The following is a 13,471-nucleotide window of genomic DNA, read 5'->3' as shown; positions in this document are numbered from 1 at the left end:
ATGAAGTGGCAGGCGATGTCCCGCGAAGGAGCGCGAAAAATTCTCGCGACAGGTCTTCGTTGCAGGGTTGTGGGTGAAGGGCTTCGTATCGCTGCGATAGCCGAGTGTCTGCGAGCGGCCTCGTACCTCGCTTCTGCGCCGGCCGCTGGCAATGGCACTTGGGAGCCCGCTGCCTCCCTTAGCTTGACCAGTATGGTCCGGAGGCGGCTATCACCTCTCTGGCCAGATCTTGCGGAGGATAATGATGCTCGCCCTGATGTGCTGTCGGTCTTGAATAGTTTGGGCGAGTTAGGTGACTTGGTCAGAGTTCAAGGCGGGAACTGGCTGACGCCACCAGCGCGTGCCATCAAAGCTGCCAACAACAGCGCAGTGATATTAGGCGGCGGTCCCATAGAGACTCTTCCGCACAACATCCAGACACAAGCCGCAGGCAGGGTGCGACTTGTCGATGCAATCGCCTGTAATGATTGGATCGATGTATGGGATGCTAACGAGTGGATTGGTGCACCTGTCGAAGGGCTCGAAGCTTGGTCTATCCGACTGATAGCAATTATGAAGTCGCGGTTCACCGACGTGCCCAGCGATTTGGGTGAGATTGCGATTTACGATAGAGGTAGATGGGGCGCCTTGGCGGAACGGCCCAACGCTGGAGGGGTTTTTCTTTCAAAATGCCAGACAGGTCCGGTGGCTTCACATTTCATGGGGGATTGTTTCCGTGGGCGCATTCGCAAAATGGCGTCTCTCGACCTTCAGGATGCTAGGCGCCTCCGCTTTCATTTAGATGCTCAAGCTGGTCGCCCCATGAGAGTTAACGCTGTGACCTCTCAGGGCTTCGTAAAACTTCGATTAGAACGTCGGTTACCCCACCAGGAAGCCAGAGCGCTTTTACTGGGTTGGCAAATACCTACGCCTGAAGGCGAGCACCCGGGCGTGACGTATCACGTTTTACCTATAGAAATGCTATCCATCGTGCGCGCTGCGCTCGACGGGTTAGGTGTGGTTTTAGATGAGCGCTGCGGCGCAGATGGAGGGATCCGATGAGTGTGAAGTCCACGTTGGCTGAAGCGGCAGGTGTCCATGAGACCGCTCGCAGCTTGGCTGATAGCCTAAGACAATATATCGAGGCTCAGTATCACATTCTCGATGAAGGTCTCGTCAGGGAGCGGCGCGCGCTTCTCCAAGCGAATGAAACTATTGCTCAAACCCCATATGTTGAGTCAACGCCGGTCTACAAAGTGGGAACTCCTTACGAAGACTTGCCAATACCGCAGGCTGCCTCTGACGCACTGACCAAATTGTCAGTGATGGGACTTGGCCTTTACCCACTGCCATATGAGCACCAATCTCAGGCGCTCACCTCATTTCTCGGCGATGAAGCTGCCGATCTGGTGGTGGCAACCGGTACGGGCTCGGGTAAAACAGAAAGCTTTTTGATGCCGGTCATTGGGAAACTGGCAGTAGAAGGCGCCGAAAGGCCTGAGTCTGCTGCTTTACCGGGTTGTAGGGCGATGCTGCTGTACCCCATGAACGCCCTGGTGAATGACCAACTCGCACGTATCCGTCGAATACTCGGTAACACTGAGGCCGCTAAACTGCTGTCGAACGGCAGAAAAACACCGATCCGCTTCGGCAGCTATACCGGCAGGACACCATACCCGGGGCAGCGCTCTTCTACACGAGACGAGCAATTCATCAAGCCGCTCTTCGAGGAGTTTTATAAGAAAGTGGCCAAGATCCCGGCCATCCAAAAAGACCTGGCTCGTATTGGCCGTTGGCCAAGCAAAGATCTTGACGCCTTTTACGCGGATGATGCGGTAGAGACCAAAACCTACGCCTCTGGGAAGAAAATCGGCAATCAATTCGTTTCAAAAAACTGGAAGGGGCGGCTGCTAACTCAACCAGGTGACCGTGAGCTCATGACACGTCACGAGATGCAGGCACGCTGTCCTGAACTGCTAGTGACAAACTACTCCATGCTCGAATACATGCTCATGAGACCGATTGAGCGTGGGATCTTCGAGCAGACGAGAGACTGGCTAAAAGAAGACATCCGAAACGAGTTCATACTCGTTCTGGATGAGGCGCATATGTATAGGGGGGCAGGAGGTGCTGAGGTCGCGCTTCTCATTCGCCGTCTATGTGCCCGCTTGGAAATTCCACGAGAACGCATGCGTTGTATTCTCACCAGTGCGAGTCTTGGCGCCGGCGAAACCGCCGTTGCGGACGGTGAACGATTTGCGCGCGACTTGACTGGTTTGTTGGAAAGCTCCTCCCGCAAGGTCAGAGTTATTCAGGGGACGAACGAGCAGCGCTCCTCGGTGCACACGGTAACCCGAGAACAGATTGATGCCTTGGCGGGCTTTGATCTCGACGCCTTCCAAGAGTCAGCAAATGATCTCCCTTCTGCCAAAAAAGCCGCGGCGGCTCTTGCTAGAGAGCTTGGTTGGGAGGCTCCGCATGCGAGCGATCACTCATCATTTCGCGACTGGCTGTTTCGAAGCCTGACTGACTTCGGACCGCTGGAAAAACTTATTACCTTGGTGTCAGGTAAAGCGGTCAAGCTAGGGACTTTAAGCCAAACTCTTTTTGAGGGGTGTCCTCTAGAAACAGCGGAAAAAGCTACCGACGCACTACTCGCGTTGGGCAGTCATGCACAGCGAAGCTCAGATGGTCGCGTGTTGCTTCCGACCCGTCTGCACTTATTTCATCGCGGGTTGCCAGGACTCTATGCTTGCGTGGACCCAAACTGTTCGAAGCGCTTGGGTGAGCATGGCGGGCCTACCATTCTTGGCCGCCTTCACACTAAACCATTGAGTCATTGCGGTTGTGAGTCAAATGGTCGGGTGTATGAGCTGTTAACCCACCGTGATTGTGGCGCCGCCTTTATCCGAGGGTATGTCAGCGCTGAAATGGATTTTGTATGGCATCAGCCAAGCGGGCCATTGTCCGAGGGTGGAACCTTGGACCTTATGCCGGTTGAATTTTTCGTAGAGGAAAATGCTCACCCGCGCAGTCGACACAGGGACATGTGGCTGCACATCTCCACTGGCATCCTTTCTGCGAAATGCCCAGCGGACGGAGCCGGTTTCCGCAAAGTCCGTGTAGCAGATAAGGTCGCAGTTGGTCCTGATGTAGCTTTCGATAATTGCCCAGTCTGCATCCGTAGGACCAAAAACTCCAAAGACGAACCGTCGAAGATCATGGACCATGTTACGAAGGGCGAAGCACCGTTTACCACGTTGGTGCGGACTCAAATGGCCCGTCAGCCGGCAAGTCGTGCTAACGACGCAAGACATCCCAACGGTGGTCGAAAAGTTCTCATTTTTTCCGACGGTCGCCAGAAGGCTGCTCGCCTGGCGCGAGATATTCCCAGAGATATTGAACTCGACGTTTTTCGTCAGGCTATAGCCCTAGCATGTGGGCAATTGGATGAGCAAAGGTTAGAGCCTCGACCAACGCCGACGCTGTATCTCGCCTTCCTTTCCATTTTAACCGGTCACGATCTCGCTATATTTGACGGCATGGATGCAAAGAAAATTGAGGATGCGCGCAGCGTCTTTGAACGTGACTACGACTCTGATTTGGGTCAAGCATTGGAGGATAGGTTCAGCCCACAGGAGGCACCTTCACGTTATCGAATTGCTTTACTCAAGCTCTTGTGTGGCAGCTATTACTCGCTTTCAGGTACGACCGTAGGCTTTGTAGTGCCTGCACGAGCAAAACTCAAAAAGCTGAAGGAGGTACTGAGTACCGCGTCAATTCCAGTTAGGGACGAGGATCTACTTGCGCTTGCGGTTGGCTGGATTGATTCCATGCTTCAGGATTTCGCCTTCGACGCGACAATCGATAAGGTTTACCGCTATAAGGCCGCTGGATACTACAAGCCCGCGTGGGGGAGTAAGGGACAGTTCGACAAGGCTTTGAGAGAGGCACTGACTGGCCATTGGGGCTGGGATACGTCCACCTATGAAGCTGTGGAAGCCGCTTTCCGCGGGCAGCTAGCCGATGAAGTCGATGGTGCGTGGTTCCTTGCTCCTAATTCTTTGCGCCTCGTGATTGATCTTTCCCACGTCTGGACTCAGTGTCCAGATTGCACTGCGCTGATGCCATTTGCGCTAGGAGGAAATATTTGTCTGTCCTGTGGGAGTGAAGGCGCCGTACCGATCGACCCCTCGACGAGCGCCTATGTCACGGCACGCAAAGGTTTCTGGCGTCTTCCAGTAAAAGAGGCACTCGAGCCGGGAGCACGCCTCTCAAACTTGAGCGTAGAGGAACATACCGCGCAACTGTCGAATCGGGACCGAAGCAAAGTCCATGCAACCACTGAGTTGTACGAATTGAGGTTCCAGGACGTCCTTGTTGGCGACAAGGATAGGCCCATCGATGTTCTAAGTTGCACCACCACTATGGAGGTAGGCGTCGACATTGGCTCATTGGTGGCGGTCGCACTGAGAAACGTGCCACCTCAACGCGAGAACTATCAGCAACGCGCCGGGCGGGCTGGGCGGCGAGGTTCTTCTGTCTCCACAGTGGTGACATATTCGCAAAACGGGCCGCACGACAGCCATTATTTCTTAAACCCGGAGCACATCGTCGCCGGCCCTCCACGGACTCCTGAGGTCAAGGTCGACAACGCGAAGATTGCCCGCAGGCATGTACATGCTTATCTGGTTCAGACTTTTTTTCATGAGGCGATGGCTCAGGGCACCAATCCTCCCGCAGAAAAAACCTCATTGCTTTTAAAGGCGCTCGGATCAACCCAGGACTTTTTTTACGGGGCAGATAATACAGGGCTTAATCTAGCGAGCTTTGAGGACTGGGTATCACGTCGAGTTCTCGCAGCAGATGCGGATCTGAAAACCTCGGTGGTGGCTTGGTTGCCGCCCAACTTGGACACTCGCGGTTCTACTCTTGGTGAGTGGTTAGAGGAAACGGTTGAGGGCTTGCTGTCGACTCTGCGCGAACTCGCTTCAGAAGTTCCACCACACGTCGCGGCTGATGAGATAAGTGAGGAGGAGGCCGAAGTAGATGAAAATCCCGGTGCCGGTGTTGAGCAGAAGGAGCTTTTGGAGTTCCTATTTTTTCATGGTCTTTTGCCGAGCTATGCCTTCCCAACGAGTCTCTCCAGTTTCCTGGTTGAAGAACTGAAGAAAAACTCGAATGGCAATTGGGAGATCCGTACGCTTCAGCGCCCGCAGCAGGCAATTTCTAAAGCCCTTAGCGAGTACGCGCCAGGCCGGCTTATCGTAATTGACAAAAAAACCTACCGATCGGGAGGTGTTTTTGCAGATATGCCCGCCGGGGAGGTCAATCGCGCTCGTCTTCTTTTCAAAAACGCAAAAAAACATGTCCACTGCGAAGCATGCTCATTTGTGCGAGATCCCAACAAACCTGGAGGTGATGGTGAAATCTGTCCGGTATGTGGTGGAGAACTGAAAGAGGAAACCATGATTTTGCCGGAGGTATTCGGCCCAGAAAATGCTCAAGATCTTCCGGAGGATGATCGTGAGCAGGACATCACTTTCGCCACCATGGCTCAGTTCCCACAACCCGTTGACCCGGAGGTGTTTACCTTTACCGACTGTGGTCCTAACGCAAGCTTCACCCATGCGACTGACCGTACATTGGTGACAGTCAACCGGGGCAAGGAAGGTTCGGAGCTTGGCGGGTTTTCGGTTTGTGTCGACTGTGGGCATGCCACCGTATTCGATCAGTATGCACCGCAAGCGGGAGTGCATGACCGTCCATATCGACAACTTGGTCCAAAGGGGACACCGCCGCGTTGTTCTGGCGCATTCCGGCGAGTCCTGCTGGGCCATGACTTCAGCACCGATCTTCTCTTGCTGAGGCTGAAGATTGCCGAACCATTGGTAACAAATACGGTTGAGGTAGTCGTGTTGCAGATGCTCGAAGATGCATTGCACTCGATAGCTGAAGCGCTTCGACTTGCTGCAAGTCGGCACCGACAATTGGATCTGGACCCTGCTGAATTCGGTTCTGGTTTCCGCATTGAGCCCGCGCTTAAGGACAACGCTCGAATGCTCGACATCTTTTTGTATGACACCCTCTCAGGAGGAGCAGGGTATGCCGAAGTCGCAGCTAGGAATTTGCCTGAAATTCTAGAGTCGACGCTTGCGCTTCTGGAAGGCTGCACGTGCGAAACCTCATGCACAGAATGCCTAAACCATTTTCACAACCAGCACCTTCAGAAAAGACTCGACCGAAAACTTGGCGCATTGCTACTCCGCTACGCAGTTTTGGGCGAGAAGCCTTGCTGTTCCTCTCCTGACGAGCAGGTAGTCACCCTGTCTCAACTTCGCTCAAGTCTCGAATTGGATGGTTTTCGCTGTACGCCAGTCGGAACCCCAGAGATTCCCCTGCTGGTAGAACGTGATGGCCGGCGTGTTGCGATTGGCTGCTATCCAGGCCTCATTGGAACGCCAGAGTTTGTGCATCCTGTCAGGCATGCCGCAGATGTCAGCGACAGCCTTGAACTGAACGAGTACTTGCTCAGGTCCAACCTGCCTGACGCACATCAGAGAGTACGAGCAACGTTTCAGTAATTGGGTGGTTGAACGAGCCCCATGAAAGACAGGACACCGTTTCCCCCTTACGATAAGGGATAGGCAAACGGTTATGTTTATGACTAACAGCAACGATAAGAGTGGTGAGCTTTTGGGTCAGGAGCGGCGACGCCGCTGGAGCCCGGAGCAAAAACTGGCCATGGTTCGCGAGAGCCTTGAACCAGGGCAAAGTGTGTCGGTCGTCGCTCGGCGCAACGGCATCAATGCCAACCAGTTATTCCTGTGGCGCAAGCTGTATCAGGACGGCAGCCTGTCGGCGGTCAGTGCTGGCGAAGCCGTGGTGCCGGCCTCCGAGCTGAGCGATGCGCTCAAGCAGATCCGTGAACTGCAACGGATGCTGGGCAAGAAAACGATGGAAGCCGAAATCCTCAAAGAGGCCGTGGAGATCGCCCGGTCGCGAAAATGGATTGCGCACTCACCCTTGTTGCCGGGGGACGACCAGTGAAGCTGGTCAGCGAATGTCTCGGTGTGGCGCGCTCGCAATTAACGGTTCGAATCAAGCAATCGGTATCGGCCAAGACACGGCGAAGCAGACCTGTGGACGACGCTGAGTTGGTGGTTGAAATCCAACAGCAGGTCAGCGAGTTGCCCAGCTATGGCTACCGTCGTGTCTGGGGATTACTGCGTCGGGAACGTGAAACCCATTCGCTGCCGGCGATCAACGTGAAGCGGGTTTACCGGGTCATGCGTGATCACAACTTGCTGCTGGAGCGCCGGATCAAACAGCCCGGCGTGCCGCGTCGGCACGAAGGCCGTATTGCCGTGAAAACCAGCGATACGCGTTGGTGCTCGGACGGCTTTGAGTTCCGCTGCGAGGATGGCGCCAAACTGAGCGTGACCTTCGCCCTCGATTGCTGTGATCGCGAAGCCATCGGCTGGGTGGCAAGCCCGACCGGGTACAGCGGCGATGATATCCGCGACTTGATGCTGGAAAGCGTGGAGAAGCGCTTCGGTGATCAATTGCCCAGCACGCCGGTGCAATGGCTAAGCGACAACGGCTCGGCGTACACCGCCGAACAGACACGCCTATTTGCTCGACAGATCGGCTTGCAGCCGGTGACCACGCCAGTTGGCAGCCCGCAGAGCAACGGGATGGCGGAGAGCTTCGTGAAGACGATCAAGCGTGACTACGTGGCGCACATGCCCAAACCGGATCGGGAAACGGCGTTGCGTAACCTGGCAATTGCCTTCGAACATTACAACGAGCAGCATCCGAACAGCGCTTTGAACTATCGTTCGCCGAGGGAGTTCAGGCGCTTGGCGGCAGCATCAATTTAACGGGGAGTAGGTGTCCGATTTTGTAGGGGCAAGTCCAGTGGTAGGTTGCTGCTTTTGACTAAGGACTCTGAGACCTACCTCAACGTGGTCGCCCGGAAGGGCTGCTGTGGTTTCATTTGATGGTTAAAAGGGATAAACCATACTGGTCTGAAGTCGAGGGTAGCCAAGAGCGTTGGTTGATCTTAGAAGGGCTGGTCAATGTGGAAACGAAGTTTGGCGAATCCTCAAGCGGGAGCAGTTCACCAGCACTCGGCCATAACGAAAACGTCCCCATACATCTGCCCCGCCTTTTCGGGGCTTCGGCCGTATAGGGATGCAACTTTCGCGTTCGTGGATTGTTTGGAGCTTCAATTGATTCGCCATGTCTATTGTGTTGACCGAAACGTCATTTCCAAGATCAAGGATAAATCCCTGTCCAGTGAAGAGGAGGCACTGCTGCGTTCGATTGATCAGGAAGGCAATCGTGTCAGTCCTATTCTTGCTTGTTTCGAAGGGCAAATCGGTGTTTTGCAGACGGTAGAACAGCTCAAGGAATCCATTGAGAAGGACACTGCTGCGCTGGCCAGTTTTTTCAAACTAGCGCTGACGGATGACATGGCAAAGGTAGCTCACACGGAGCACATGCTTGCGATCGTCAATCGTCAAAAAGAACGGTGGGATGCCAATGCCGAATTTGTTGGGTATGCGCAGCGTAGGTTGTACCAACCTATTGCCAAAGACCAACTCAAGGCAGTCCAACAAGAGCTCGCCCAAGAGGCGAGACGCCTTGGCGTGCCGATCGGAAGTATTTTCGTTCTCTGCGCTCTTGCCTGCCTGTACCAGCAAAAGGACGCTCATGAAATTCTCAAGCCTTCGAAGAAGGAGGCGCGGGCCGAAAATCGGATTCATAACGCCATGCAAGACCTTGCATCCATTGGGCTGTACTTCACGGTCTCAATGTTTTTCAGCGCAGGTCGGCAAAAAATCGAAACGACCTATATCACCTTCGATGGCTGGGTAAACCGCTTCATGAAGCTCACCAATGCGCGTGCCAGTGCACTCCTGGTGACTAATGAAATGGTGAGCCAAACCAAATTTGACTTGAGCCGTGAGGTGTTTCCAAAGGCATCCGAGGCCGACTTCAAAAGTATCTGCGAACTGCTGGGTGCAACGGATGATCAACCTGGCTACAGCCGGCCAGGCTACGCTCCTTCTTGGTACCCATCCCCACATAAAATTCGCATCAAAATAAACTTGCGCGTATACCGAGAATCACCGCTGATTGAACCTTGATCGTCGATACGGATTTCGAGGTGTAGCCCTAACCATGGAACAACTCGGAAGCTATGGCTGTCATCCAATTGAATGAGCCGTTGAACCTTACTGGGTCGACGGCTTTCTTTCGAATGTGGATTTCTGGACTAACCTAAGAACACAACTTTCCAGCGGCTGTAAAAGCGTGCCACAAGTGGAATATCGAGGATGACTTCAAGCTGATCGGTGACTTTTGCTATCTCATTGCGGATTCCACGACACTTGGACACTCAGCCCACGATCATTTGGACACTCGTTCCACGCGCACTTGGACACCTGATCCACGTCCACTTGGACAGGCAGTCGGAGCGCAGCGACGCAGGTTTGCATTGTTAGTCTGAAGTCCCTGCCGTCGTCAATTTCGTTGCGCGTCTGCGCATCGATTCGCCCTTCAGTTCGATCCGATAAGCGTTATGCACCAGCCGGTCGAGGATCGCATCGCCCAAGGTCGGATCGCCGATCAGCGCATGCCATTTGTCCACCGGCATCTGGCTGGTCACCAGCGTCGAGCGGTTGCCGTATCGGTCGTCCAGCAGTTCGAGCATGTCGCGGCGTTGCACAGCGGTAAACGGTGCCAGTCCCCAGTCATCCAGGATCAGCAGGTCAGTCTTGGCGTATCCGGCCATCAGTTTGGCGAAGCGGCCATCGCCGTGGGCCAGGCCCAGCTCTTCCATCAAGCGCGGCAGGCGCAGATAACGCACGCTATAACCAGCAGGCCTTGTGCGCCAGCGCGCAGGCGAGCCAGGTTTTACCTACGCCAGTCGGGCCGCCGATGATCAGGTTCAGGCCATCGCGCAGCCACTGACCGCTGCCCAGTTGCAGGATCAGCGCCTTGTCCAGGCCGCGCGGGCTGCGGTAGTCGATGTCTTCCAGGCACGCGTTGTGGCGTAGTCGGGCGGCTTTGAGACGCGTCGTCAGGCGGGCGTCTTCGCGCTCGGTCAGTTCGCGGTCGACCATCAGGCCCAAGCGCTCGTCGAAGCTGAGATCGTTGATGTCGGGCGTTGCGTGTTGCTCGCTGAGCGCCTTGATCATGCCGTGCAGGCGCAGGGTTTGTAGCTTATCGAGGGTCGGGTTGGGCAGCATGTTCGTGCTCCTTTTTCAGGTCAGTGGTAGTAACCGGGGCCACGCAGGTTGATGTGCTCGTCGGGCAGCAGCGGCAGGTTTTGCTGAGCCAGCGGCAGGCGTTCCAGCCCTTGGCGCAGGATCGATTCCAGGCTCTTGTAACTGCATGCGCCCAGTGCCAGCGCACGCTGGCAAGCGGCTTCCAGCCGCGCTTCGCCGTGCTGTTTGCTCAGGCGCAGGATCCCCTGGCAGGCGCGGAAGCCGTGCTGCGGATGGATTCGGCGCTCGAGGATGTAGGCGATGACACCAGCCGTATTCGGGCCCGTCTGCTCAGCCCAGCGGATCAGCCGCTGGGGCGTCCACTCGGCGTGCTCGCGGTGGTTCTTGGGCATGTGCTCGGTGTGGGTAGTGTGGCGGCCTTTGTGCGGCGAGCGCAGGTGGCTGGCCACACGCTGGTTGGCGTGGAAGCACTCGACGGTCTGGGCCGTGAGCCGCACTTCGAGTTGGTGCTTCACCAGTTGGTATGGCACCGAGTAGAAGTGACCGTCGACCTCGACGTGGTAGTCGATGTGCACCCGCACCTTTTTCCACTCGGCGTAGATGTAAGGGTGTTCCGGTAGCGGTTGCAACGCCGGTTGGTCGATGGTCTCGAAGGCCGAACGGCGTGAGCCGGGCAGCTTTTTGAAGGGCTTTTGGTTGAGGCGATCCAGCAGCAGTCCGATGGCCGTGTTGAGTTCACCCAGCGAAAAGAACTGCCGATTGCGCAGCACCGCCAGGATCCAGCGTTCGACCACTTGAACACCGACTTCGGCCTTGGCTTTGTCCTTGGGTTTTCGTGAGCGAGCAGGCAATACTGCGACGCCGTAGTGCTCGGCCAGATCGCGGTAGCTGGGGTTGATATCGGGCTCGTAACGGTGCGCCTTGGTCACGCCACTGCGCAGATTGTCGGGCACCAGGATCTGTGCGGTGCCGCCGAAAAAAGCAAAACAGCGGGCGTGCGAGCCCAGCCAGTCGGGCAGTTTCTGCGACCAGGTCGCCTCGGCGAAGGTGTAGCTGGAGGCGCCGAGGACGGCGACGAAAATCTGGGCCTGGCGGATCTCTCCGGTTCGCCGGTCGATGATCGGCACGGTCTGACCCGCGTAATCGACGAACAGTTTTTCGCCGGCGCGATGTTCCTGGCGCATGACCACGTCGACCTTGGCGGCCCAGAGCCGGTAGTGCTCGCAGAACCAGCTGTACTGGAGTGTGTCACGAACGCTGGCGTCAGCCAGCGATGCTGTATCAAAGATGGGGTGCCACGGCTCGCTGACGAGGGACGTTATATGGCATCGGAGGCAACCTTTTACCGAGTGCTGCATGCGGCAGATCAGCAGCATCATCGTTCCCGCGCCAAACGCCCGCATCGCCATGAAGCACCCACCACTTACGCGGCGACAGCCGCCAATCAGGTGTGGTCTTGGGATATCACGTACCTGCCGTCGCCGGTTCGTGGGGAGTTTTACTACCTCTATTTGATCGAGGATATCTACAGCCGAAAGGCTGTGGGCTGGGAAGTTTATGAGGCAGAAAATGGTGAAAAAGCAGCCGTCCTACTGCAACGAAGTGTCACTCGAGAGAAGTGCTGGCGTCAGCCGCTGGTGCTTCACTCGGAGAATGGCGCACCGAGGAAATCGGTGACGTTACTGACCAAGATGTACGACCTGGGTATCACGCCATCGAGAGGAAGACCTCGGGTAAGCAACGACAATCCTTACTCGGAGTCGCTGTTTAGAACGCTGAAGTACTGCCGGCAGTGGCCGCAGGATGGATTTAGCAGCCTGGATGACGCGCGTATCTGGGTGAGGAAATTTATGGCCTGGTACAACACCGAGCATCGTCATAGCCGAATCCGCTTCGTGACACCCGCCCAGCGCCACGAGGGAAAAGACCGGGAAATCCTGGCCCGGAGGGCGGCAATCTATGGGCAAGCGAGATAAAAATGGCCTGAAAGATGGTCAGGTGAGACACGCAACTGGAACCCCATCGGGACGGTGTATCTCAACCCCGAAAGGGAACTGACAGTTGTCGTGAAGGTCGCCTAGCAAGACGGGAGATACGACAACTACCTTGAAAAACGCCGTAGGTGACCTGGAACACTTAGGTCGGCGTATCCGCGCGCAGGTGCTTAGGAGTACGGGTATTCCTGTGGGTGTCGGCATCGCAGGAACCAAAACGCTCAGCAAGCTGGCCAACCACGGTGCCAAGAGGTGGCAGTCCCAGTTGGGGGGTGTGCTGGATATTAGAGCTCCTGCGCGAAGAGACAAGCTGCTCAAGGTGTGTGATGTCTCAGATGTCTGGGGCATTGGCAGAAAAATGACGGCGCACCTAGCCGAGATGAACATTCGAACAGCTTGGCAGCTTTCGCAGGCCGATCCCTGGATGCTCCGTAAGAACTTCAGCGTGGTGATCGAGAAGACTGCTCGTGAGCTCGCCGGAACGCCTTGCCTGGAACTGGATGAGCCCGATCCGCCAAAGCAGGAAATTTGCTGCAGCAGGATGTTCGGTAAGCGGTTGAAGGATCTGCCCTCGATCAAGGAAGCGGTCGCCACTTACATGATGCGGGCTTCTGAAAAGCTGAGGGCCCAGCACTCGCTGTGTAAGAAGATCCGCGTGAGCATTCGTACAGGGATGTTCAATCCGGAAGAGGCAAAGTATGCCAATGGGGTGATCGTTGACCTTCCCTATCCCACGGACGATGTTCGTCTTCTGACGAAGGCGGCGGTTGATGCGCTGGATCGGTTTTTTCGACCCGGCTTCAACTACAGCAAGGCAGAGGTGCTGCTGCTCAATCTCTGCCAGAAAGGTGAATACACCGACGATTTGTTCGCGGCGTCTCAGCCCGCCGAGGCGTCGAAGGTGATGGCTGTGTTGGACGAGATCAACGGGAGGTGGTGCAGGGGGACGTTACGTGCGGCAAGCGTTCCGCTGAACCCGGACTGGGGCATGCGGCGGGAGATGATGAGTCAAAGCTATACGACTAGGTTGGACCAGCTCTGGAGAGTTTCTTGTCAGTAGCAAATTTTACAGGTCATCCACTCTTCGTAGACTGCGGGGCTCTTCCGCACGCACCTGGATTTCCGAATCTGTACTGAGTCGTTTTCCAGAGAAAACCCTTCTGGTTTGCGGAATTCCCCTACAAGCCTTCCTGTTCAACTTCTGCAAACCTATTTGCACTCGCATCCAGATGCGTTTGAGGGTCACCCCGTAAATAGCAA

4 protein-coding genes and 4 pseudogenes are annotated in these 13,471 nt (G+C 55.7%); 6 read left to right on the top strand and 2 right to left on the bottom strand.

Annotated elements, in window-relative coordinates:
* From druD to JN756_RS22510, 4 genes are all read left to right on the top strand, one after another.
* A complete protein-coding gene (druD, locus tag JN756_RS32465) occupies positions 1–1,041 on the top strand; it encodes a Druantia-type antiviral defence protein DruD (RefSeq protein WP_502941024.1) in 1,041 nt (346 codons plus the stop codon).
* Positions 1,038–6,563, top strand: coding sequence for a DEAD/DEAH box helicase (locus JN756_RS22520; RefSeq protein ID WP_201021392.1), 5,526 nt, complete (start codon positions 1,038–1,040; stop codon positions 6,561–6,563). The genes druD and JN756_RS22520 overlap by 4 nt, the downstream gene beginning before the upstream one ends.
* A 79-nt stretch (positions 6,564–6,642) precedes the next feature.
* Positions 6,643–7,862, top strand: a protein-coding gene (locus JN756_RS22515; RefSeq protein WP_442966357.1) for an IS3 family transposase whose coding sequence is annotated in 2 segments (ribosomal slippage) — positions 6,643–6,988 and positions 6,988–7,862 — 1,221 coding nt in all. Because the reading frame shifts where the segments join, the coding sequence is not laid out codon by codon here.
* Positions 7,863–8,213: 351 nt separating this feature from the next.
* On the top strand, positions 8,214–9,134 hold the full coding sequence (locus JN756_RS22510) for a hypothetical protein (RefSeq protein ID WP_201021390.1): 921 nt from the start codon (positions 8,214–8,216) through the stop codon (positions 9,132–9,134).
* Between the two features lie 353 nt (positions 9,135–9,487).
* Here JN756_RS22510 and istB read toward each other — a convergent pair.
* Together istB and istA are read right to left on the bottom strand one after the other, a co-directional pair.
* Positions 9,488–10,238, bottom strand: a pseudogene (istB, locus tag JN756_RS22505) (IS21-like element ISPsy14 family helper ATPase IstB).
* A 20-nt stretch (positions 10,239–10,258) separates the two neighbouring features.
* A pseudogene (istA, locus tag JN756_RS22500) lies at positions 10,259–11,458 on the bottom strand (IS21 family transposase); the annotation flags it as partial.
* A 51-nt stretch (positions 11,459–11,509) separates the two neighbouring features.
* Here istA and JN756_RS22495 point away from each other — a divergent pair.
* Together JN756_RS22495 and JN756_RS22490 are read left to right on the top strand one after the other, a co-directional pair.
* Positions 11,510–12,298: pseudogene (locus JN756_RS22495) on the top strand (IS3 family transposase); the annotation flags it as partial.
* 46 nt (positions 12,299–12,344) lie between these two features.
* Positions 12,345–13,271, top strand: a pseudogene (locus JN756_RS22490) (DinB/UmuC family translesion DNA polymerase); the annotation flags it as partial.
* Positions 13,272–13,471: the final 200 nt, after the last annotated feature.

The sequence above is a fragment of the Pseudomonas sp. Y39-6 genome (genome assembly GCF_023651955.1).
GTDB lineage: Bacteria > Pseudomonadota > Gammaproteobacteria > Pseudomonadales > Pseudomonadaceae > Aquipseudomonas > Aquipseudomonas veronii.
The sequence above is the reverse complement of the archived record's forward strand: the minus strand, read 5'-3'. Positions and strand labels throughout refer to the sequence as shown.